This is a genomic window from Psychrobacillus sp. FSL K6-1415, assembly GCF_038003185.1.
GTDB lineage: Bacteria > Bacillota > Bacilli > Bacillales_A > Planococcaceae > Psychrobacillus > Psychrobacillus psychrodurans.
Genome location: NZ_JBBOOQ010000001.1, coordinates 1,465,206 through 1,488,021, shown reverse-complemented (window position 1 = coordinate 1,488,021; position 22,816 = coordinate 1,465,206). Strand labels below are relative to the sequence as shown.

22 protein-coding genes and 1 pseudogene are annotated in these 22,816 nt (G+C 36.2%); 1 reads left to right on the top strand and 22 read right to left on the bottom strand.

Annotated features, from left to right (window positions below; all coding sequences use genetic code 11):
• Positions 1-7 precede the first annotated feature (7 nt).
• The 20 genes and pseudogenes from fliJ to MKY60_RS06820 form a co-directional block, all read right to left on the bottom strand.
• Positions 8-457, bottom strand: a complete 450-nt coding sequence (gene fliJ / locus MKY60_RS06915; RefSeq protein ID WP_090562580.1) for a flagellar export protein FliJ — start codon at positions 455-457, stop codon at positions 8-10.
• Positions 458-1,780, bottom strand: a complete 1,323-nt coding sequence (fliI, locus tag MKY60_RS06910) for a flagellar protein export ATPase FliI (RefSeq protein WP_340929218.1) — start codon at positions 1,778-1,780, stop codon at positions 458-460.
• A 5-nt stretch (positions 1,781-1,785) separates the two neighbouring features.
• Complete coding sequence (gene fliH / locus MKY60_RS06905) at positions 1,786-2,565, bottom strand: flagellar assembly protein FliH (protein WP_340929216.1); 780 nt, start codon at positions 2,563-2,565, stop codon at positions 1,786-1,788.
• Positions 2,549-3,562, bottom strand: a complete 1,014-nt coding sequence (fliG, locus tag MKY60_RS06900; RefSeq protein WP_090562587.1) for a flagellar motor switch protein FliG — start codon at positions 3,560-3,562, stop codon at positions 2,549-2,551. The genes fliH and fliG overlap by 17 nt, the downstream gene beginning before the upstream one ends.
• A gap of 130 nt (positions 3,563-3,692) precedes the next feature.
• Complete coding sequence (gene fliF, locus MKY60_RS06895) at positions 3,693-5,282, bottom strand: flagellar basal-body MS-ring/collar protein FliF (RefSeq protein ID WP_340929213.1); 1,590 nt, start codon at positions 5,280-5,282, stop codon at positions 3,693-3,695.
• Between the two features lie 59 nt (positions 5,283-5,341).
• Entirely contained in the window at positions 5,342-5,647 is a 306-nt protein-coding gene (gene fliE / locus MKY60_RS06890; RefSeq protein WP_090562593.1) for a flagellar hook-basal body complex protein FliE, read from the bottom strand.
• Between the two features lie 20 nt (positions 5,648-5,667).
• Positions 5,668-6,129 (bottom strand): flagellar basal body rod protein FlgC, encoded by a 462-nt coding sequence (gene flgC, locus MKY60_RS06885; protein WP_340929212.1) that lies wholly within the window; start codon positions 6,127-6,129, stop codon positions 5,668-5,670.
• A gap of 2 nt (positions 6,130-6,131) precedes the next feature.
• Entirely contained in the window at positions 6,132-6,521 is a 390-nt protein-coding gene (flgB, locus tag MKY60_RS06880) for a flagellar basal body rod protein FlgB (RefSeq protein ID WP_090562599.1), read from the bottom strand.
• Positions 6,522-6,811: 290 nt separating this feature from the next.
• Positions 6,812-7,591, bottom strand: coding sequence for a GTP-sensing pleiotropic transcriptional regulator CodY (gene codY, locus MKY60_RS06875; RefSeq protein ID WP_093494454.1), 780 nt, complete (start codon positions 7,589-7,591; stop codon positions 6,812-6,814).
• A gap of 84 nt (positions 7,592-7,675) precedes the next feature.
• Positions 7,676-9,067 (bottom strand): HslU--HslV peptidase ATPase subunit, encoded by a 1,392-nt coding sequence (gene hslU / locus MKY60_RS06870; protein ID WP_093494453.1) that lies wholly within the window; start codon positions 9,065-9,067, stop codon positions 7,676-7,678.
• Positions 9,064-9,612, bottom strand: coding sequence for an ATP-dependent protease subunit HslV (gene hslV, locus MKY60_RS06865; RefSeq protein ID WP_090562607.1), 549 nt, complete (start codon positions 9,610-9,612; stop codon positions 9,064-9,066). The genes hslU and hslV overlap by 4 nt, the downstream gene beginning before the upstream one ends.
• Positions 9,613-9,630: 18 nt before the next feature.
• Entirely contained in the window at positions 9,631-10,530 is a 900-nt protein-coding gene (gene xerC, locus MKY60_RS06860) for a tyrosine recombinase XerC (RefSeq protein WP_338106462.1), read from the bottom strand.
• 71 nt (positions 10,531-10,601) lie between these two features.
• On the bottom strand, positions 10,602-11,912 hold the full coding sequence (gene trmFO, locus MKY60_RS06855) for an FADH(2)-oxidizing methylenetetrahydrofolate--tRNA-(uracil(54)-C(5))-methyltransferase TrmFO (protein WP_340929211.1): 1,311 nt from the start codon (positions 11,910-11,912) through the stop codon (positions 10,602-10,604).
• Between the two features lie 15 nt (positions 11,913-11,927).
• Positions 11,928-14,003 carry a type I DNA topoisomerase gene (topA, locus tag MKY60_RS06850; protein ID WP_340879372.1) on the bottom strand — a complete coding sequence of 692 codons (2,076 nt, stop codon included), beginning with the start codon at positions 14,001-14,003 and terminating at the stop codon, positions 11,928-11,930.
• 110 nt (positions 14,004-14,113) lie between these two features.
• Positions 14,114-14,995 (bottom strand): DNA-processing protein DprA, encoded by an 882-nt coding sequence (dprA, locus tag MKY60_RS06845; RefSeq protein WP_340929210.1) that lies wholly within the window; start codon positions 14,993-14,995, stop codon positions 14,114-14,116.
• A gap of 728 nt (positions 14,996-15,723) precedes the next feature.
• Positions 15,724-16,626, bottom strand: a complete 903-nt coding sequence (gene sucD, locus MKY60_RS06840; RefSeq protein WP_090562618.1) for a succinate--CoA ligase subunit alpha — start codon at positions 16,624-16,626, stop codon at positions 15,724-15,726.
• Positions 16,627-16,644: 18 nt separating this feature from the next.
• Positions 16,645-17,805: an ADP-forming succinate--CoA ligase subunit beta gene (gene sucC / locus MKY60_RS06835; protein ID WP_090562621.1), complete on the bottom strand. Its 1,161-nt coding sequence runs from the start codon at positions 17,803-17,805 to the stop codon at positions 16,645-16,647.
• Positions 17,806-17,921: 116 nt separating this feature from the next.
• Positions 17,922-18,221, bottom strand: coding sequence for an EscU/YscU/HrcU family type III secretion system export apparatus switch protein (locus MKY60_RS06830; protein WP_340929209.1), 300 nt, complete (start codon positions 18,219-18,221; stop codon positions 17,922-17,924).
• On the bottom strand, positions 18,218-20,077 hold the full coding sequence (locus MKY60_RS06825; protein ID WP_340929208.1) for a hypothetical protein: 1,860 nt from the start codon (positions 20,075-20,077) through the stop codon (positions 18,218-18,220). The genes MKY60_RS06830 and MKY60_RS06825 overlap by 4 nt, the downstream gene beginning before the upstream one ends.
• Positions 20,078-20,081: 4 nt before the next feature.
• Positions 20,082-20,615 (bottom strand): annotated as a pseudogene (locus MKY60_RS06820) (ribonuclease HII); the annotation flags it as partial.
• A 489-nt stretch (positions 20,616-21,104) separates the two neighbouring features.
• Between MKY60_RS06820 and MKY60_RS06815 the strand changes: the two are divergent.
• The gene (locus MKY60_RS06815) at positions 21,105-21,341 is read left to right on the top strand and encodes a hypothetical protein (protein ID WP_340929205.1); all 237 of its coding nucleotides are present in this window, start codon (positions 21,105-21,107) and stop codon (positions 21,339-21,341) included.
• A gap of 148 nt (positions 21,342-21,489) precedes the next feature.
• Here the strand turns inward: MKY60_RS06815 and resA are convergent, their stop codons facing one another.
• Both resA and MKY60_RS06805 read right to left on the bottom strand, forming a co-directional pair.
• Positions 21,490-22,026, bottom strand: coding sequence for a thiol-disulfide oxidoreductase ResA (gene resA, locus MKY60_RS06810; protein WP_340929204.1), 537 nt, complete (start codon positions 22,024-22,026; stop codon positions 21,490-21,492).
• 45 nt (positions 22,027-22,071) lie between these two features.
• The gene (locus MKY60_RS06805) at positions 22,072-22,782 is read right to left on the bottom strand and encodes a cytochrome c biogenesis CcdA family protein (protein WP_340929202.1); all 711 of its coding nucleotides are present in this window, start codon (positions 22,780-22,782) and stop codon (positions 22,072-22,074) included.
• Positions 22,783-22,816 lie beyond the last annotated feature (34 nt).

Sequence of the window (22,816 nt, the reverse complement as noted above, 5' to 3'; positions counted from 1 at the left end):
CTTCTATTCACCTAATCTCTTTGTTTTGAAACTTCAAAGAAGATATTTCATCTAATTGAATTGTTTCTAGTCTTTGTTGCTCTTGATGAAAATGCTCGAAATCTTTTTCTTTTATCTTTTCGAACTTTTTCACCTCTAGTGATTTTTCGAGAAGCTTCTCTTCCATCCAGTTCATTTTAGATCTAGCTTGAATGACTTCTTTTTGAATGATATCAATTCTTTTTTGTAGTCCTTCAATATAGTTCGAGTAATGATGGATATTGTTAATGGAAAGGCCAGAAACTAGTAAGCTATTTTGAGTTTCCGTAGTGTCTTCTCTTTTTTTCAGCAAATTATAGAGTTCTGTTGCAACTTTTTCAAATGCAGATACCGATTCCTTGTAAGCCAATTCAGTTTCTGATTTTTCTTGTTCCCGAATTGTTAAAACTTTGGCAAATTTAAATTCATATGCAACCATCTATGAAACACCACCTGATAATTTCACTAATTCATCTACGGAGGAATCTAAAGAGACTTTATCTAAATATCCTTGTTTTAAAAATGAAGTTATTAAAGGTTCGTACTGTATAGCTTCGTCAATTTCACGAGATGTACCACGCTTATATGCTCCGATATTGATAAGATCTTCCGATTTATTGTACGTAAAATATAAATCTCTCAATCTTTCCGCAGCTTTCACATGATTTTCATCTGAAATATGATTCATCAATCGACTAATACTTTTTAATACATTTATAGCTGGATACTGTCCCTTGTTAGCAAGTGAACGATCCAACACAATATGACCATCAAGAATACCACGAACGGTATCGGCAATTGGCTCATTCATGTCATCGCCATCTACTAAAACTGTGTAAAATGCTGTAATAGTACCGTTTTCATTTGTACCTGTTCTTTCTAGAAGCTTAGGTAAAATGGAAAATACAGAAGGGGTATATCCTCTTGTTGCTGGAGGTTCTCCCACAGCAAGACCCACTTCCCGTTGCGCCATTGCTACACGAGTAACGGAATCCATCATAAGCATTACGTTTAACCCTTTGTCTCGGAAGTATTCTGCGATAGCTGTAGCTGTAAATGCACCTTTAATCCGCATTAATGCAGGTTGGTCAGAAGTAGCTGCAACTACAATCGATTTTTCTAATCCTTCTTTTCCCAAATCTCTTTCGATAAACTCTCGAACTTCTCTGCCGCGTTCTCCAATTAGTGCAATGACATTTAAATCCGCGTTAGTGTTTCTAGCAATCATTCCAAGTAATGTACTTTTTCCAACACCTGATCCAGCAAAAATACCTACCCTTTGACCTTTTCCGACTGTTAACATTCCATCGATTGCCTTTACACCGACCTCGATTTGTTCTTCAATAGGTGGTCTTGTCAACGGATTTGGGGAATCTTTTTCGGTACCAACTGTCATCAAACCTTTAGGTAAAACAGAACCATCAATTGGATTTCCCATCGAATCTAAAACTCTCCCTATTAACTCTGGACCAACCTTAATCTCTAATGGACTATTTGTCCCTTCGACTAAACAGCCAGTTGATATTTCTCTAATATTCGTATAGGGCATTAATACTACGACTTCTTCCTTAAATCCAACTACTTCAGCAAGAATAACGGAGGCACCTGTTTTTGGTGAATTTATATGAATCTTACAAACATCACCAACAGAACTTTCAGGACCTTGTGATTCAATCATTAATCCAACAACTCGACTAACTCGACCATATTTTTTAAAAGTAGGTACATTCGAAATTTGTTGAATTAAATCTACAGCTTTCATCACATTCACTCCATACTATCAAGAATATCTACTAGCTTTCGTCGCAACTCCTGGACCTGCTCGTCAATACTGACAACGATTCTTCCATGATTTGTTTCTATATAACAATCAGTTTCATTCATATCTTCATCTACGAAAATCATAAATGGGACATCTACTGGAAAGATGGAAGAGAGTTCTGTTCTATTATTAGATACAAGTTCAAAGTAGATGGGTGAGACATAAAGTTTGATCTCTTTCATTTCTCTTGCTTCTTTTAAACCTCTTTTAACAATCGATAAAAACAACTCTTCATTTTCATCTAGCTTTGTTGCAATAATTCTCTCTGTGGTTCGTATAGCCAATTCTAAAATGACCTGTTCTTGTTGTTGCAAGTAATTTGCCGCATTCTCATGAGCAGTTTTCAATGCATCATTAGCTAATTTTAATGAGTTTTGCATTTCAGCTTGAGCTTTTAAACGGCCTTCTTCCATTCCTTGCATAAAGCCTTCGTCATACGCTTGTTGCTGATAGGTTATCTTCTCTTCTTCCCATTCACTCAGCTGATTTTCGATATACTGTTTAGTTTCTTCGATATCTTTAGTTAATTTAGAACGTTTCTCTTCTATTTCTTGATTTACTTCTTCTATCATTTTACTTCGTTCTTGTATAAGAACATCTAAAGTCAACGGCTCGTCTGTGTTCAACACTTCTTGAACATATAAATTCCTTATTTGAATGGGCTTTGAATTTTCCTTTGTTTCATTCAAATATACATTTCGGAAAATTTTAGACAATGATGTCATCTCCTCCACCACGAGCAATTATTATTTCGCCTGCGTCTTCCAATCTTCTAATTACAGTAACAATTCTAGATTGTGCTTCTTCAACGTCACGTAGACGAACTGGACCCATGATTTCCATTTCTTCTTTAAATGTCTCAGCCATACGTACGGACATATTGCGGAAAATAACATCTTTAACTTCTTCACTAGAAACCTTCATCGAAAGTAGAAGATCTTCATTTTCACAGTCACGAATAACTCGTTGAATAGAGCGATTATCCAGTGTGACAATATCTTCGAATACGAACATTCTTTTCTTAATCTCTTCTGCAAGTTCTGGATCTTGTATTTCTAGAGCATCCAAAATTGTTTTCTCAGTTGTTCTATCCACACCATTTAACACTTCTACGACTGCGTCGATACCGCCCGTTTCTGTGTAATCCTGGGTAACCGTCGAAGATAGCTTGCGTTCAAGTACAGATTCAATTTCACTAATCACTTCAGGTGAAGTAGAATCCATTGTAGCTATTCTTTTTGCAATATCTGCTTGTACTTCCTGCGGTAATGACGAAAGAATTATTCCAGCTTGCTGTGCTTCTAAGTAAGAAAGAATCAGAGCAATCGTTTGTGGATGTTCATTTTGAATAAAGTTAAACAGTTGAGCTGGCTCTGCACGCCTTGCAAAATCAAACGGCCTCACTTGTAAAGAAGAAGTAAGTCGATTAATAATTGCCTGTGCATGATCTGTACCTAATGCTTTTTCTAAAACTGTTTTTGCGTACCCAATACCACCCTGCGAAATATAATCTTGTGCTAATGCTATATTGTGAAATTCTTCTATTATATCTTCTTTAATCTCAGGCTCTACTTTTTTTACCCCAGAAATTTCAAGAGTTAAACGCTCAATCTCTTCTTCATTTAAATGCTTATATATAGAAGCAGACACTTCTGGTCCAAGAGAAATTAATAAGAGCGCGGCTTTTTGTTTACCACTTAAATCTTTTTCTTTCTTGTTCATAGCCGTCCCCCCAATCAATTACGCTTCGGCATAATTGCGTCCAGATTTGAACTCAGCAAACCGAGTTAACATTCTTTCAAAATCTGTGACATCCGCCGGAGGCTTTAACTTTTATTTTACGAAAATAAAGTTAATCCTCTGCTATCCAAGTACGTAATAACTTAGCAAATTCTTCTGGCTTATCTTTCGCCATTTTTTCTAACTGTTTTCTTCTTAAAGTCGATTCGGTTTCTTTTTCTGTATTTATGTCATCAACATTAAGTTCATCTCGTTGCTCTTCTAGAATAATCAATTCTTCCTCATCGGTTTTTCTAGAGCGCACTAAGGATACTACTAGAAGTATTATTGCAACAAGTAAAATTCCACCGATTACATATACCCACCAAGGAATAGTCGATTGCGTACTTGTCACTGCCGCCGCTTTACCGTTAAACGGTTGCACAGAAACTACAATTTTTTCCTGTAGTAATTCCTCTGTCAATTCTCCACTTGCTTCTTCATCAATAGAAGTACGGATAATTGTCGCAAGAATTTGTTCAATATCTTGTTCTACACCGTCTGGCATAGTAGTGACATCATCAGGACTAGGTGGTTCTACCATAACTTGAATACCTATATCTCTAATTTTATATGGGCTTTCTACTATTTCTTTTCTGATTCGATTTACTTCACTATTAATCGTGTCCTCAATTCGCTCATAATCACCGTTTGACGTAGAACCTTCTACATAGTTAGTAAAGTTATCAGTTGCATCCTCTGTTGCTGGAGTACCACCTGCAACAGGATTTTCCCCAGTGAAAGTTTCAGAAATACGTTGAGCGCTAATTTCAATTCCCGCCATATTTTCTTTATCAACCGGTTCTACTAAATTTTCTTCGCGATTTTCCTGTTTAAAGTCAATGTCTGTAGTAACAGAGACAACTACTTTGTCTTGTCCCATTAAAGTACCTAACATTGTTTGTACTTGACGCTGTAAATCACGTTCAATTGTTTTCTTAATCGACATTTGATCGTTTACATTTGCTCCTGCTGTATTTGCATTTGCTTGTTCTAAATCAAAGTACTCTAAATACTGATTTCTAATGCTGATATCTTCTGGAGATAAATTAGGAATTGACTTGGATACTAAGTTATATAAGGACAAAATCTGTGTATCTGTAAATTTGTACCCTGCCTCTGTATTCAAAACTATCGCTGCACTTGCAGTTTCATTGGTTTGAGATAGAAATACCCCTTCTTCAGGTAAAGTTATCATTACCTGGGCATCCTTTACCCCTTTGACACCTTTAATCAATTTCGAAAGCTCTGTTTGCATGGAAGCCAGTTTTAACACATTAAACTCATTATCTGTCATACCAAATCCTGCGTTTTGGGAAAAGAAATTATAGTCGATCATACCCGATTCAGGATAACCTTCTGCCGCTAATTGTACTAACAATGAATCCACTTGCTCCGCTGGTACTAAGATGGACGTTCCACCTGGGGCAATTTCATTTGGCACTCCTTGTGCATCTAATGTTTCTTTAATACGACCAATTTCAGATGGGCTTACATCTGTATAAAGCGGAACAAAGTTAGTTTTATTCATCATAAAAGTAATAGCTATAGCTATTACGATAATTCCTAACACACTACCGATTATTGTTCCCTTTTGCATTTTAGTGCGACTCTTCCAAAACCTGGTTACATCGCTTGTCATTTTTTTTATACGTTCATTCATTATTATCCTCCGGCTATGGTGAATATTTTTACCCGATACTTAGCGATAACCGAGAGAGGTTATACTGACATACGCATTATTTCTTGATATGCCTCTACTACTTTGTTCCTGATTTCTAATGTCGCATTTAATGTAATACTTGCCTTTTGAGAAGCAATCATCACATCATGTAATTCGATATTTCCACCAGTTAATAGCTTTTCAGTAGCTACATCCGACGCTTTTTGATTTTCATTCACAGATTGAATGGCTGTTTTTAAAAAATCACCAAATTCACCTTGAGCCTCTGCAGGACTTAATTTCGAAGTCGTCGAAACTGGATTAATTTGTGAAGGATTAAATAATGATATGGATTCTATTGGCAATTTAAACTATACCTTCTTTCTTATTTCCCTATTTCTAACGCCTTAGATAACATAGCTTTGTTTGCATTAAAAACCGTTACATTCGCCTCATAGGATCTCGTAGCTGATATCAAATCAACCATTTCTCGTAACGGGTCAACATTTGGCATTTCCACATACCCATCTGCATCTGCATCAATATGCGTCGGATCATACACTAATTTAAAAGGCGTTTCTGTATCTTCCTTTACACCACTAACTTTCACCCCATTACCGACACTTCTGTTGTCGGACGAGCCCATTGCCACATTTAAGAAATTCGAGAAATTGCCTTCTAATGGTTTTAATGACACAGACTTCCTTCTATATGCTTGCCACTCACCGTTTACTAACTTAGCTCTAGTTGTATCTACATTCGCCATATTGGAGGAAATTACATCCATTCTAAGTCGACCAGCAGTTAATGCTGAAGCTGTCGTATTCATTCCATGAAAAATCGACATAATTAGCGTCCTCCTTTAATAACAGTTTGTAATGTATTTAACTTACCACTAATTCTATCTATTAGAGCATTATAATAGATTTGATTGGTCGCTAGATTTGCTTGTTCCTTATCCATATCAACGCCGTTGCCATTATGGTTATAGTTGTAATTGTAATCGAACACACCTGATGAACTAGACTTTGTATGAAAATCTATATGTTTTTCTTGTGTTCTATGCGCTGATATAGACGATTGTTTAGCGTCGGATAAGTATTCACTAAAACTAACACTTTTCGCCTTATAATTAGGAGTGTCGACATTTGCTATATTTTGCGCAATTGTCTTTTGTTTTGTCGCTGCAAAATCTAATCCTTTCTCCAAACCCGATATTGCCCCACTAAATATACTCATTTTTTCACCTCAACATTTAAAATACGACATATTTTTTAGTAATTATCTTTGAATATCACAATAATCTAATTGTAATGATTATGTAACATTGTGTCTATTGATTTTTTAGCAAATTGATAGGACTTTGTACCTTTTTATTTGATACTAGTCGACATTTTTTACCATTCCTAGTCAATTGTTAATTTTTACATACATTACTAGTAAAAATCAACTAAAAACTTTTAATAGTTTTATCCTAAATAAAAAAAAAGTCTTTTCCGCATAGAGCGGAAAAGACAGAAAATTATCAATTATTTCATTTTAAGATGAGCTAATTCTGCAAGAAACTTATCATTTAATACTTTGATATATGTTCCTTTCATCCCAAGCGATCTTGACTCAATTACACCAGCACTTTCTAATTTACGAAGTGCGTTTACGATAACAGATCTTGTAATTCCTACGCGATCAGCAATTTTAGATGCTACTAATAGACCTTCACTGCCATCTAATTCTTCAAAGATATGTTCGATTGCTTCTAATTCACTATAAGACAAAGAGTTTATAGCCATTTGAACGACTGCTTTACTACGAGCTTCTTCTTCAATTTCCTCTGATTTCTCACGTAGAATCTCCATACCAACAACTGTTGCACCATATTCACCAAGGATTAAATCATCATCTTCAAACTCTTGTTTTAGACGACCTAAAATTAATGTTCCTAAACGCTCACCACCACCAATGATCGGAACAATTGTTGTTAAACCATCTTTAAATAATTCACGGTTTTCTTCTGGGAAAACAGAGTGCTCACTGAAGACATCTAAATTTGATGATGTTTCGTCCACATGAAAAAGGTTTTTTGTATATTGTTCTGGGAATTGACGCTCTTCCATCATTTTAATCATGCGCTCATTTTCAATTTGTTGATGAACTTCAAAACCTAATAGTTTTCCTTTTCTAGATACGATAAAAGCATTACTTTCGATTACTTCACTTAATGTAGCAGCCATTTCCTTAAAGTTAACTGGCTTACCAGCAGATGCTTGTAACATCGAGTTAATTTTTCTTGTTTTAGTTAATAAATTCATGAATTGAATCCTCCATTTAATTTTCTTATTTATTTTAATATTCTAAAGGTTTTTAATTGTTTTAGATACTAATTTGAATTGATTTTATAAAATAAATTGCGATAAATCTCTATTTTTCACAATTTTGTCAAGTTTTTGGTCTATATAAGCAGGGGTGATCTGAATATGAGCTGGCGAAATGTCAGACGCCTCAAAAGAAAGCTCCTCTAAAATCTTCTCTAGAATTGTGTGTAAACGTCTCGCTCCTATATTATCGGTCTCCTGATTGACTTCATAAGCGATTTCACCAATTCTTTCAATAGATTCTTCTGAGAACGTAATGGTTACTCCTTCAGTTTCTAATAGAGCCTCATATTGTTTAATTAGAGATTGGCGCGGCTCTTTTAAAATACGAACAAAATCTTCTTTTGTCAATTTTTCTAATTCTACACGAATTGGAAAACGTCCCTGTAATTCGGGGATCAAATCTGACGGCTTAGCCATATGGAAGGCTCCCGCTGCTATAAACAAAATATAATCTGTTTTTACTGCACCATATTTTGTAGTAACTGTAGATCCCTCTACAATTGGCAGAATATCTCGTTGAACACCTTCTCTAGATACATCTGCAGAAGAACCGGCACCATTCTTACTTGCTATTTTATCCATTTCATCGATAAATATGATACCTGTTTGTTCTGTTTTTTCTATAGCAATTTGAGATAGTTCATCTTTGTCTATTAACTTGTTCGCTTCTTCTTGCATTAATACTTTACGTGCATCTTTTACTTTCATTTTACGTTTTTTCTTTTTCTTTGGCATTAAATTCGATAGGGCGTCTTGCATATTCATCCCCATACTCTCCATACCACCTGGTTGCAGAGCATCAAATAGTGAAGGGGTTTGTTCCACAACCTCAACAGTTATAAACTCTTCTTCCAATTTTCCATCTCTTAAATCTTCGGCAATTTGCGAACGTTTTAAACGTACATCTGTATCTTCTACATCAGTAGTATCTTCTTCTTTGCCTCCGAATAATGCTTCAAATGGATTGGAATTAGAATTCTTTTTCTTTAAGGAAGGAACAAGTAATTTAACGATTGCATCATTTGCCAAACGAATCGCTTGGTCTTTTACTTCTTCCATCTTTTCTTCTCGAACAATTCGTATAGCTGCTTCTACCAAATCTCTCACCATGGACTCAACGTCTCTACCGACGTATCCTACTTCAGTAAACTTTGTTGCCTCCACTTTTATAAAAGGTGCTTTTGTTAATTTAGCAATCCTTCTTGCAATTTCTGTTTTCCCGACTCCTGTAGGTCCAATCATTAGAATATTCTTTGGAATCACTTCATTTTTCATCTCTTCATCCAATAATTGTCGACGATACCGATTTCGAAGTGCGACCGCTACTGCTTTTTTTGCAGCTTCTTGACCAACGATATATTTATTTAGATGCTCAGTAATTTGTTTTGGGGTTAAGTTAGTTTCCTTCATTCACCTAATACCTCCACAATAATTTGATGGTTTGTAAATACACATATATCTGCAGCCGTAGTTAGCGCTGCCTTAGCAATTTCTTTTGCTGTCATATTCTCTCCAGCGTATTGCTTTAAAGCTCTTCCAGCAGCTAATGCATAGTTCCCGCCAGAGCCGATAGCTAGTATACCATCATCCGGCTCTATCACTTCACCCGTTCCGGATACAAGCAATAAACTATTTTTGTCCATCACTAGCAGCATTGCCTCTAATTGACGTAGCATTTTGTCACCTCGCCATTGCTTGGCAAGCTCAACTGCTGCTCTTTGTAAATTTCCGTTATATTCTAAGAGCTTTCCTTCAAACATTTCAAATAATGTAAATGCGTCTGCTACAGAACCTGCAAAACCTGCTACAACTTGACCATTAAAAAGTCTTCTCACTTTTTTGGCAGTATGCTTCATCACTACTTGGTTACCTAATGTCACTTGCCCATCTCCAGCCATAGCATGGCTGCCATTATGACTAACTGCAAATATCGTGGTTGCATGAATATTACCCATTTTTATTACCTCCAATATTTACGCACGAGGATGCGCATTCATATAAGTTTTACGTAAATGCTCTTTTGTTACATGTGTATATATTTGTGTGGAAGATAAGCTTGAATGTCCCAATAGCTCCTGCACACTTCTAAGATCTGCTCCATTATTCAATAAATGAGTTGCAAATGTATGTCTAAGCATATGTGGATAAATTGTTGAATTTATAGATGCCTTTTTCAACATTTGGTTTAATATATATCTTATCCCGTCTGTTGTTAAGTGTTCTCCCCGACTATTAACGAATAAAAATGAATGGGTTGTTTTCTTCATCAGCTTCGGTCTACTATTGACCAAATAATCATCAATTGCCGCTAATGCATAATCACCTACAGGAACGTACCTCTCTTTTCTTCCTTTACCCATCACTCGCACGACACCATACCCACTATCTATATGACGCAGTTCAATCGCCGTAAGTTCACTAACACGTATTCCAGTAGCATATAACAATTCTAATATAGCAATATTTCGGATTGATAAAGAATCAGTTCCTCTATTCCCTTCAAACAATTGCCTTATTTCCTCTTCATAAAAAAAATGAGGTAGTTTTTTTTCTTTTTTAGGATGAAACAAAGATTGAAATGCATCATCTGGAATATTATATTCTTTATGTAGAAATTTATAGTAAGAACGAATGGAGGAAATCTTTCTAGAAATAGAGGTTCTTGCTAGTTTTTCCTCATATAGCTTTGTCACATATAATCTCGCATGGATATACTCAACCTCATTTAATTCAGAAACTCCCTCGATGTCTAAAAAAGACAAAAATTGCTTTATATCTTTCTCGTACTCCTGAACTGTATGATTCGAATAATTCCTTTCTAATCGTACGTATTCCATAAAAGCATGAAGTTCTTCAAACCCTATAATGATTATCAACTCCGCTCCAGTAAATCTCCATTGTAAAAGCCTCTAAAAGTATACAACTTTTAAGAGGCTTTTAGCAATTATAACGCAGTACTTTTCATAAAATTTTGAATTGTTGTCAACGCTCTATTTGCTAATTGTTCGACTTTTACTTTTTTATCTCTAAGTTTCGGCTGTAATTCAGGGAATAAACCAAAGTTGATATTCATTGGTTGGAAGTTTTTCGGGTTCGCTTCTGTAATATATCTTGCCATGCTACCAAGTGCTGTTTCAGCCGGTAATACGACTAATTCTTCACCTTTTGCCAATTTCGCCGCATTTATTCCTGCCAACAACCCACTTCCAGCTGACTCCACATACCCTTCTACACCCGTCATTTGACCCGCAAAGAAAATTTGTTTGTTTGCTTTTAGTTGATAAGTTGGTTCTAAGACATATGGCGAATTAATGAACGTATTACGATGCATCACACCATAACGTACTATCTCCACGTTTTCAAGACCAGGTATTAGCTTCAATACCTCTTTTTGCGGTCCCCATTTTAAATGTGTCTGGAAACCAACAATATTATAAAGAGTCCCCGCACCATCATCTTGTCTAAGCTGAACAACCGCATATGGGCGTTTACCTGTTTTAGGATCTTCTAACCCTACAGGTTTCATTGGACCAAATAATAATGTCTTACGACCACGCTCAGCCATTACCTCAACAGGCATACACCCTTCAAAGTAAATTTCTTTTTCGAATTCTTTTAACGGCACTACTTCAGCTGCTACTAATGCATCGTAAAAGCGATTAAACTCATCTTCAGTCATTGGGCAATTTAGATAAGCAGCTTCACCTTTGTCATATCTGGATTTCAAATAAACTTTATCCATGTCGATGCTATCTTTTTCTACAATAGGTGCTGCTGCATCATAGAAATACAAATAGTCTTGACCAGTCATTTCTTTTACTTTTTCTGCAAGTGCCGGAGAGGTTAACGGACCAGTTGCTATAACAGTAATTCCTTCTGGGATTTCTGTTACTTCTTCATTTACAATTTCTATTAACGGATGATTACGTATAGCATCTGTAACTCTTCCAGAGAAATCATGTCTGTCAACAGCAAGTGCACCTCCTGCTGGTACACTGCTGTTATCTGCTGATTGTATAATAATAGAGTCTAACATACGCATTTCTTCTTTAATAACGCCTACAGCGTTAGTTAGGTTGTTGGCTCTAAGCGAATTGGAGCAAACCAATTCAGCAAATTTGTCTGTATGATGCGCTGGAGTTTGTTTAACAGGGCGCATTTCATAAAGACGTACTTTAATACCTCTTTTAGCTATTTGCCATGCTGCCTCGCTTCCTGCAAGTCCTGCACCAATAACGTTTACTATTTCAGTCATGTCGTATCCTTCTTTCTAACTTTGCGGATCTTCTTTATAATCACACGCAACACATTGTATTTGTATACCTTTTTTTAGTTTTTTCTCTACTAACATTTCGTTACACTTCGGACACGGTCGGCTTATCGGCTTGTCCCAAGAAACGAATTCACATGTCGGATATTGGTCACAGCCATAAAATAATCGCTTCGTTTTACTTTTTCTTTCAACTATCTGACCTTCTCCACACGCTCGGCAAGGGACGCCAATTTCTTTGATGATTGCCTTCGTGTTACGACAATCCGGGAAATTGCTGCATGCCATAAATTTGCCATATCGCCCTAATTTATACACCATTGGGGAACCACAGTTTTCACAATCTTCCCCAGTTGGTTCATCTTTAATTACGATTTTCTCCATCTCAGCATCTGCATACACGACACGCTTCTCGAAATCCTGATAGAAGCCATCAATTACTTCCACCCATTTAACTTGTCCCTCTTCTACACTATCCAAATCTCTTTCCATCTGTGCGGTAAACTCTATATCTAATATTTCAGGGAAAAATTCTAACACAAGCTGATGAACGATTGTTCCAAGCTCTGTAGGAACAAAACGCTTAGTCTCTAAAGCCACATACCCACGTTTTTGAATCGTATCTAAAGTTGGAGCATAAGTAGAAGGTCTACCTATTCCTAACTCTTCCAATGTTTTCACCAGTCTTGCCTCCGAGTATCTTGGAGGTGGTTGAGTAAAATGTTGCTTTGGATCAATGGACAAAGCATTAACCTTATCTCCGACTTCCAGAACCGGTAATAGTTTATCCTTGTCGTCTGTTTGATCATCTGAACCTTCTACGTACACCTTCATAAATCCAGGGAATTTAACTTGTGAGCCATTTGCTCTAAAGTAAACTTCTCCATTTTTTAGATCAACAGCAACTGTATCTAATATAGCCGATGCCATTTGGCTAGCTATAAAACGCTCCCATATTAACTTGTATAGTTTTAGTTGATCTCGAGTAAGTATCGCTTTTAGTTCATTAGGAGTTCTTAGGACACTTGTAGGTCGAACAGCTTCATGTGCATCCTGTGCTTTTTTCGATTGCTTTTCTACTTTCTTCGTAGAAATGTATTCAGAACCAAATTCATTTTTGATATATTCCTGTGCGTCAGCTTTTGCACTATCCGAAATTCTTGTTGAATCTGTACGCATATAGGTGATTAACCCGACCGTTCCTTGTTTTTTACCTAGATCGATACCCTCATACAATTGCTGTGCTAGCATCATTGTTTTTCTAGCTCTAAAATTTAGTTTTCTTGCAGCTTCCTGTTGAAGCGATGATGTCGTAAAGGATGAAGCTGGATTACGTTTGCGTTCTTTTTTCACTACATTTGCAACTTCGAACTTTTTGCCCTTCATTAACTTCAGTACTTCTTTTACTTCTTCTTCTTTAGATAGCTTTCTTTTTTCTTTCTCACTTCCATAATAAAGTGCATCGAAAGCTTTCTTATTCTTATCGAATTGTCCTTCGATTGTCCAATACTCTTCTGGTATGAAATTATTAATTTCATTTTCTCGTTCAATGATTAAACGAAGAGCTACAGATTGCACACGTCCTGCTGAAAGCCCTTTTTTTACTTTTTTCCATAAAATTGGACTTATATTATAACCTACAAGTCGGTCTAAGATTCTTCGTGCTTGCTGAGAATCTACTAAATCCATATTTATTGGTCTAGGGTGTTTAAACGATTCAAGAATAGCATCTTTTGTAATTTCATTAAATACAACTCGGCAATCCGATTCTATATCTACATTTAAAGAATTTGCCAAGTGCCACGCAATAGCTTCCCCTTCTCTGTCGGGGTCAGCCGCGAGATAAATTTTCTTCGCTTTTTTTGCTGCTGTTTTCAATTCTTGTAGTACCGGGCCTTTGCCCCTTATCGTAATATACTTTGGTTCGTAATTATTTTCAGTATCGACACCCATTTGACTTCTAGGTAAATCACGTACGTGACCAATCGATGCTTTCACTTTATATTTTTTTCCAAGATATTTTTCTATTGTTTTTGCCTTTGCTGGCGATTCAACAATTACCAAATAATCCGACATAAATCTGCCTCCTTATAGAAGGTAACTCGCTTTAATCTTCAAAACAAATACCTGTTGCAAAATGTATAACAGTTTTCTTATAAAAGCAAGACTTTTCATTTTTTAGTTTTTTATTTATTTAATTCTTCTAGTATTTGATGTCCATTCCAGACTGGTTTCGCGCCTTCTAATATTAGCATATTTGGACCTACAGAAAGCGGAGAGTGTATGGAACCAGGGATTGCAAAAATCTCTTTACCATTTTCTAATGCATGCTCCATTGTGGAAACTGTACCACTCTTTTTTGTTGCTTCTGTAATAACAACACCTTGGGAAAGTCCACTAATAATTCGATTTCTCATAGGAAAATTCCATTTTTGAGGTGTTATATACGGAGGGTACTCCGTTAATAATAACTGATTTTTCACCATTTCGTTCGATAATTTCAAATTTTGTTTAGGATATACGTGAAATAATCCTGTTCCAAGAACTGCAATTGTTTGTCCACCTAAATTCATCGTTATTTGATGTGCTAATGTATCCGCACCCTTGGCAAGTCCGCTAATAATTACATACTCTTCATCTACTAACGGAGGTAGTATTGCTTTGATGCTTTCTGCGGAGTAATCCGTAGCTTCTCTCGAACCGATAATTGCTATTTTTTTAGGATTGGCAAGTAATTCTATTTTACCTTTTAGGTAAATTACAGCAGGAGGATCATACAGATTTAATAGACTTTTAGGATAGTTGGGATTGGAAAAAAGAATTGGGGTAATCGAGTGCTTTTCATACATTTGAAGCATCGGAATTTCGACAAATTCCTTAAACATTTTTTGAAGTTTAATAGCTCGATCGAGGGAGATTTTACATAATTTCGCCAATAATTGCGGTGATATTATATCAAATTGATCTAGTGTAGGATCATATTCAAGTAAAGGGTGTAGCTTATTTAAAGGTACTGGATAAACATAATGTAAAGCTAAAAAGCGGTTAACAAATTGACTCTTACTCATCGGTTTCCTCCTCTATTATACGACTAGTTTAGCATTGTTTTTCTTTCATACTTAGAATTATTTAAGAAAGACCCAGGCAAAAAGATGCCTGGTCCTTTACGAACAGAAATATAGATTTGACATAGATTTCCGCTTCGGGCGGACGCTTTCCGTGGGCACGGCCTCAGCCGCTTCCTTCGCTTCGCTCGTCCAGGGTCTTCAGCTCGCGCTGTTCCTACAGGAGTCGCCACCCTGCACTCCAATCAACCATGTATACTTGAAGTAAACGGATAATTGAAGTCAATAGTACTTACTATATTATCGTGGATTTGGAAATAAGTAATGTTGAACTGGAAACTAGTACAAAGAAATTTTACTGTCCAGAAATTATCATTGAATAACAGCATTTCTAATTCAACAGAGATTCTAGATGATGTTTTCACTAAATAAAATTGGACCACTCTTACTATCTATGCGATAGGCTTGCCCAATCTTATAATGGAGGAATATACACTTGTTGATGGAAATAGAATGTGGCGACTCGAGCGGGATAAGCGAGAAAGTTTAGACCCACAGGTAGCGGAGTATACGAGGGGGCTCGGCCTAGCCCACGGAAAGCGTCCACATGAAACAAAAGTCACAGGATTATTCATTATTTATCACAAACGAAGTTTTTCTGTTCCATTTTCATCTACCTAGAATTATTTAAAAAAATACGGCAACATCGGTTGATGTGCCGCACTTCTATATTAATGTGTTTTACAAGAATCGTAAATACCTGCTTCTTTAATCGCTTCGATTAAAGTTTCACCAATTACAGATGGAGTTGCTGCAACTTTCATGCCAGCCGCTTCCATTGCTTTGATTTTTCCTTCTGCAGTACCTTGTCCACCGGAAATAATAGCTCCAGCATGACCCATACGTTTACCAGGAGGTGCAGTTTGCCCACCGATGAATCCAATGACAGGTTTTGTCATATTAGCTTTAATCCATTCAGCTGCTTCCTCTTCTGCAGTACCACCAATTTCCCCAATCATAACTGCTGCATATGTGTCAGGGTCATCGTTGAATTCTTTTAGAACATCGATAAAGTTTGTACCGTTAACTGGGTCTCCACCAATACCTACAGAAGTAGATTGACCGATACCTGCATCAGTTAACTGAAGAACTGCTTCATAAGTTAGAGTTCCTGAACGTGAAACTACTCCTACATGACCTTTAGTATTGATGTAACCTGGCATAATACCAATTTTACATTCATCTGCAGTAATAACACCCGGACAGTTCGGTCCAACTAGACGTGTTTTTTTACCTTCCATGTAACGTTTAACGTTAACCATATCTAATACTGGGATGTGCTCAGTAATACAAATAGTCATATCCAATTCAGCGTCAACTGCTTCTAAAATTGCATCTGCAGCAAATGGTGCTGGAACATAAATTACTGAAACGTTAGCGCCAGTAGCTTTAACAGCATCTTCAACTGTATTGAAAACTGGTACTCCTTCTACTTCTGTTCCGCCTTTACCAGGTGTAACCCCAGCAACGATTTTAGTTCCATATTCTAACATTTGTTTTGTATGGAAAAGAGCAGTTGAGCCCGTAATTCCTTGTACAATTACTTTAGTATCTTTATTAATGTATACGCTCACTTTTTGTCCCTGCCTTTCTTATCCTACAAGATTAACGATTTTTTGAGCACCGTCTGCCATTGAATCTGCAGCAACGATATTTAAGCCTGATTCATTTAATAATTTTTTACCTAAATCTACGTTAGTACCTTCTAAACGAACTACAAGTGGTACTTCTAATCCTAATTCTTTCGCTGCAATAATAACACCCTCAGCGATGATGTCACACTTCATAATTCCACCGAAGATATTAACAAAAATACCTTTTACGTTTTTATCAGAAAGGATGATTTTAAATGCTTCTGTAACTTTTTCTGCAGTCGCGCCGCCCCCAACGTCAAGGAAGTTTGCGGGTGATCCGCCGTAATAGCTAATTGTGTCCATTGTTGCCATAGCTAGACCTGCTCCATTAACCATACAACCGATATTTCCGTCTAAAGAAATATAGCTCAAGTCATATTTTGAAGCTTCGATTTCTTTTGGATCCTCTTCATCATAATCACGCATTTCTAATATATCGTTATGACGATATAATGCGTTACCATCGAAGTTGAATTTTGCATCAAGTGCTAAAACATTGTCATCAGCAGTTACTACTAATGGGTTAATCTCAACGATTGAAGCATCTTTTTCTTTATAAACTTGATATAAACCAAGCATGAATTTAGCTGCTTTGTTCACAAGTTTAGCTGGAATATTCATGTTAAATGCCATGCGACGTGCTTGGAAGCCTGTTAAGCCTACAACTGGATCGATTTCTTCATAGAAAAGTTTTTCAGGTGTATTTTCAGCCACTTCTTCAATGTCCATACCGCCCTCTTCAGAGCCCATTAATGTTACACGTGAAGTTGAACGGTCTAAAACTAGCCCTACATAATATTCTTTCTTAATGTCGCTTCCTTCTTCGATCAGTAAACGTTTAATTTCTTTACCTTCAGGACCCGTTTGGTGAGTAACAAGTACTTTACCTAATAGTTCCTTCGCGTATTCACGTACCTCATCTAGATTTTTAGCGATTTTTACTCCACCAGCTTTACCACGCCCACCAGCGTGAATTTGAGCTTTAACAACAATGACGCTTGATCCTAATTCTTTTGCTGCTTTCACTGCCTCTTCAGGTGAGAAAGCTACAATTCCGTTAGAAACTGCTACGCCATATTGTCTCAGGAGTTGTTTACCTTGATATTCATGGATATTCATCTTACATCCTCCAATCAAACTTATGTCAAGTAATTTACTACCTTTCTAATTGTATTAAAAGTGTCACATCTTGTCCACAAAAGTATGATATTTAGCTAAAACAACTAATATTCAGACTACGTGTCGAAAGATTTAACCCTGGCTTCTTTTTCTTTATCAATTTTATAAATATAAGCAAATACCTCTGCAACCGCTTGATATAACTCTTCTGGAATTGATTGATTGATATCTAATTGTCCGAGAAGTTCAACTAAACTTGCATCTTCCTGAACCGGTACATTAAATTCTTCTGCTTTTGCCAATATATTTTCTGCTATTTTACCTTTTCCTTTGGCAACTATCTTTGGGGCATCACTAAAACCTGGATTATACGTTATGGCAACTGCTTCTTTTCGAGTATATCTTTCATCTTTCATATACGAATGTCTACTCCTTGCGCGTCAAAAGTCTTTGGTTTTGACTTCAAAACAGATGTCATTTTTTGTTCCTCAAAAGTTTTTACGAATACTCCTGATAGTTGATAGCCGACTGAGGATAATCCTGCCTTTAATGTTTCCTTAAATTTATCAGCGAAGGAAACCAACTGCGTATCATTGTTATATAAAGTAATTGATACTACTCTATTTTGCACCTGCATATCTACCACGGTTTCTTCTAAAGTATCTAACTGCAAATAAAACATTATCCTAGCAAACTCAGAATCAATTTTACCATCCTCTTTCATCCGACCATTCCATTCAAGTGTAGCATCCATTTTTTTACCTAAAAACTCTAATGGAACTTGCATTAATAGCTGGTGTTGCGGTCCATTTTCATTGGATAGTATTTGTAATCCATTCATGCGTCCAAGTACCACTTCTGCGCTTTCTCTGACCGCTGAAGTAATAGTCTGGTTTTGCAGTAACTCCACAATCTGTGGCTTTAGTTGAGTAGCTAATTGCCTGATTTCGTCACTATTAGCCCCAAGTTTCGCTTCATAACCAAATCCTAGTGATTTCAATACTTCTTTCATTGCATGTTCAAATGCTTTTCCATCTAATTGTTGCATAACTTGCTGTTCTGATTGCACTAGTGTTTGAGTTAATACAATACTACTCGCAGAATTTTTACTAACATCCGTTATTTGCTGTAGAGTCTGAGCAATCGATTCTACAGAACCCCCCTTACCAAGCAATGACACTAAATGATCCTTGGGGGTTAATCCATTCATATCCTTTGTAAAAATTGCTTGCTGACTTTGCTCAGCAAATACTTTCGTCAGGGCATTGTTTATTACTTGAAGCTGGTTAGGCTGATTATCACTTTTCAGTAAAGCTATCACTTCACTTTTTTGGTTTGCCGTTAAAGTAGGTTGCTGAATTACCCAATTACGAAATTGTTCTAACGCTGTTCTTTTTTCTGCTGGGACAGCCTGACCAAGCTTTAACAATTGGTCTCCAGCAGAGTTCACAATTGACTGCTGGTTAGTTAATGGTGTGGGATTTGCAAGACTTGCAGTAGCTGGCAGAACGCTGTAGTCCTTTAATGTTTGTAGCATTGGCAATCGTGAGGATATCGGTTGCTGCTGGTTTTGAAGGGTTTCTATTTGCTTACCAAGTATCGCTCCAGCCACTGGTCCATTAAATGGTTCTGCTATTTTCTGTAGATTTTGAAGCAGATTATTTTTCAAAGCTGGCTCTACCGTTTGATCTTGTTGTAATTGAAACTGCAAATTTTGTAGGATATTATGCAATCCATCGGTAGATTTACCACTCAACACTGTTTGAAACATTGAATTCGTTAAAGGTAACTTCATATCAATTATCTTCTGAATTGTTTCGAGCGCCGCTTTCATCGTCATATCTTTTGGAAGTTGTTTTAATAACTGTTCTACTTGCATTAATGTTTCTTTAGAAACGGGTAATTGTTGTTTTAAAAAAAACTGTATCGCTGCTTGCATTTCAGTTGTTTTTGGTAAGTTCATCGCTTGTAATAATTGTTGCCCTTGTTGCACCAATGTATTTCCTTGCGTGAGAGGTCCTGTAACTACTTTCAGCTGTATTTCAGGAGCGGATTTTTCTACTTGGAAAAAATGAGAATCTCCAGCTTTTAATGGAGTCTCTAATTTAGCTATTACTTTTTGATTTCCTATTTGGACTTCTGCAGTTTGATTTGGATACAGTTTTTTTATCGTACCGTGAATCACTTGACCTTCCTTCATAGGAGTTTGTGACTGAGAAGTAACCCCAGAAGTTAATTGGGATTGAATAGTTGAAAAAGATGTCGAAGTCACTTTATCACCTCATTCTTAATATGGATTTGATCGGTTCGAATGTTTTTCGATGATGCTCAGTTGGACCGAATTTCTCTATCATTTCAACATGTAGCTTTGTACCGTAGCCTGCATGTTTATTAAACAAATACATTGGAAATTGCTCGTGCAATTGATCCATGTATTCGTCCCGTGCTGTTTTTGCTAATATGGATGCTGCCGCAATTGCTAAGCTTTGTGCATCACCTTTTATGATTGAATGGACTTTAATATCAATCGGCAAATTCATTGCATCTACTAATACGACATTTGGTCTAGTTTTTAAACTTAATACAGCTTCTGTCATGGATTGTTTCGTTGCTTCATAAATATTAAGTTGATCTATTTTTTCTACCGATTGGAAGTGGATACTGTATGCAACTGCATTTCGTTTAATCGCTATAGCTAGTTCTTGTCGTTTATTTCTGGATAATTGTTTAGAATCGTCTAGACCAATTAATTCTTCTGTCACATTTTGAAGAATTACTGCTGCTGTTACTACTGGACCGGCTAAAGGGCCAACCCTTATTCTACTTTTTATATTCATACATATATCGGATGACTAGCCCAAAACACATGACACCGTAAGGTTTCATCATATCTATCAACTAAATTTTGTCTGAGTACGTTACTCTCCCAATATGTCTAAGTATAACGACCTGAACTCAGGTTATTTTGAATGGTTGTCATACTAATATGTATGACTTTGTTTATAGCTATTGAAGATATATGTATATTCTAACATATGATTTAATTATTGGATTTTCCAGCATAGAGCTATTTACCAATTAATTACGTTAAACTCAATATTAAAGTTATTTATTTGCTCCATTAATTTCGATTTTGCTTCTGGTCCACAAAGTGCATGGAAATACCCTCTCCTTTTTATATTTCCCATTCAATTTAATTACGACTAAGGAGTTACTTTATTGGTTAGACTTGTGTTACTTTCTTCTGCAAGTTAGTCAGTTAATGGACAATAAATATTCTAATAGGAGAGGGAAATATTATGTTAGAAAAAACTGAGGACAAAGTGATTTATTGCTACAACTGTCGCAAAAAGAGCCTATTTACGCGGAGAGATGTGAGCAATAATAGTGGTGTAGAAAGTCATTGTAGTGAGTGTGCGTATGTGTGGTTTGAATGGCAAAATCGAGCAATAGAGAGAGAAAAAGAAAAATGGCTTGAATTTAATGGAGGATTAATAAATAATACCAAAGTTTCCCAATCAAACTTCATACACTAACTGCCTTGATACTATATTAATTTTGTTCTCTATTGCTCAGCAATTTGTACATAACAATGAATAGCCCAGTTCAATGAACTGAGCTATTCATTGTATTTACTTTAACCCTTATTGAAGCACTTGTGTCCTTGTTCTATTCTAGAAACAATCATTCAGGCATAATTTGTGCCATATATTCCTTAATCTTTTCTTCACTCATCTCACCAGTGATTATTTTCTCTATTTTACCCTCTGGATTAACAAGGAATGTGGTTGGTAGTGGGTTAATATTGTATGTTTCCATTACACTCTTATTATCATCTATTAATACAGGAAAAGTTAAGCCTAATCTATCTATAAATTTTTGAACAGCAAAATTGGACTCACCAATATTTACGGCTAATATTTGAAGACCTTCGTCTTTAACCTCTTGGTATTGTTGATCCATTAGAGGAAACTCTCTTTCACACGGTTTACACCAAGTTCCCCAAAAGTTTAAAAAGACTCCTTGACCTCTATAATCCGATAATTGGTGTTTTTCTCCATTCATATCAGTTAGTACAAAGTCAGGGGCTTCATCTCCCACTTGTAGTACACTGTTTTTCTCTTTTGTTAAGTTAGAATAAATGGTGAAGGTTATTACTCCAACCATTAATACTAATAGTATTAGGCGCATGTAGAACCTTTTTTTCTTTTTATTATCCATAATTTCCAACTTTCCTTTCTGTCTCTTATCAGTTAATAAATGGCATTAAAATCCTGTAAAACCGCCAAAAAAAGGTGTTAAAAACGCAATAATCTTTGTCATCATATCGAAATACAGCAGTATTCCCATCACAATCATTAGGGATCCGCCTATTTTCATAAACAATCCGCTTCTATTTTGAAGAAACTTCATTTTCCCAATAAACATGGACATAATTAGAAATGGTATAGAGAAACCGAGGACATAAAATAGCATATACAGCATTCCTCTTCCTGGGTCTGACACTCCTAAAGCAATAACTCCCGCAAGTATCGGCCCTGTACATGGTGTCCATCCTGCAGCAAATCCCATTCCTATCAACACGGATCCTATATGACCTTTAGGTCTCTTTTTAAACTGGACTCTTTTCTCAGACATTAACAAATCAAATTTAAATATCCCTAGAACTACTAAACCAAAAAACACGATAATGATTGCGCCTATTTGTCGTAGTAGATCCTGATATTCAAGAAAAATCGTTCCGATAAAAGAAGTGGAGAAACCTAAAGCCATAAAGATGGCTGAAAAACCAAGTAAAAATAGAAGTGTATGTACCAATGCCTTCTTATTTAAAATTCCTTTTTCTTCTTTAAGTTCATTTAGAGATACCCCAGTAACATAGGAAAGAAATGCAGGATAAAGGGGTAGTGAACAAGGTGATATAAACGATAATAATCCCGCCCCAAAAGCAAGTAATAAACTTAATTGTTCAAACAAATCATTTCACCTTTCTTTCTTCTTGAGCAATTAT

What these genes read in the sequence shown, in the direction of transcription:
- fliJ (WP_090562580.1), bottom strand. Translation starts at nt 457, where the DNA reads ATGGTTGCATATGAATTTAAATTTGCCAAAGTTTTAACAATTCGGGAA.
- fliI (WP_340929218.1), bottom strand. Translation starts at nt 1,780, where the DNA reads ATGAAAGCTGTAGATTTAATTCAACAAATTTCGAATGTACCTACTTTT.
- fliH (WP_340929216.1), bottom strand. Translation starts at nt 2,565, where the DNA reads ATGACATCATTGTCTAAAATTTTCCGAAATGTATATTTGAATGAAACA.
- fliG (WP_090562587.1), bottom strand. Translation starts at nt 3,562, where the DNA reads ATGAACAAGAAAGAAAAAGATTTAAGTGGTAAACAAAAAGCCGCGCTC.
- fliF (WP_340929213.1), bottom strand. Translation starts at nt 5,282, where the DNA reads ATGAATGAACGTATAAAAAAAATGACAAGCGATGTAACCAGGTTTTGG.
- flgC (WP_340929212.1), bottom strand. Translation starts at nt 6,129, where the DNA reads ATGTCGATTTTTCATGGAATGAATACGACAGCTTCAGCATTAACTGCT.
- flgB (WP_090562599.1), bottom strand. Translation starts at nt 6,521, where the DNA reads ATGAGTATATTTAGTGGGGCAATATCGGGTTTGGAGAAAGGATTAGAT.
- codY (WP_093494454.1), bottom strand. Translation starts at nt 7,591, where the DNA reads ATGAATTTATTAACTAAAACAAGAAAAATTAACTCGATGTTACAAGCA.
- hslU (WP_093494453.1), bottom strand. Translation starts at nt 9,067, where the DNA reads ATGAAGGAAACTAACTTAACCCCAAAACAAATTACTGAGCATCTAAAT.
- hslV (WP_090562607.1), bottom strand. Translation starts at nt 9,612, where the DNA reads ATGGGTAATATTCATGCAACCACGATATTTGCAGTTAGTCATAATGGC.
- trmFO (WP_340929211.1), bottom strand. Translation starts at nt 11,912, where the DNA reads ATGACTGAAATAGTAAACGTTATTGGTGCAGGACTTGCAGGAAGCGAG.
- topA (WP_340879372.1), bottom strand. Translation starts at nt 14,003, where the DNA reads ATGTCGGATTATTTGGTAATTGTTGAATCGCCAGCAAAGGCAAAAACA.
- dprA (WP_340929210.1), bottom strand. Translation starts at nt 14,995, where the DNA reads ATGAGTAAGAGTCAATTTGTTAACCGCTTTTTAGCTTTACATTATGTT.
- sucC (WP_090562621.1), bottom strand. Translation starts at nt 17,805, where the DNA reads ATGAATATCCATGAATATCAAGGTAAACAACTCCTGAGACAATATGGC.
- MKY60_RS06830 (WP_340929209.1), bottom strand. Translation starts at nt 18,221, where the DNA reads ATGAAAGATGAAAGATATACTCGAAAAGAAGCAGTTGCCATAACGTAT.
- MKY60_RS06815 (WP_340929205.1), top strand. Translation starts at nt 21,105, where the DNA reads ATGTTAGAAAAAACTGAGGACAAAGTGATTTATTGCTACAACTGTCGC.
- resA (WP_340929204.1), bottom strand. Translation starts at nt 22,026, where the DNA reads ATGGATAATAAAAAGAAAAAAAGGTTCTACATGCGCCTAATACTATTA.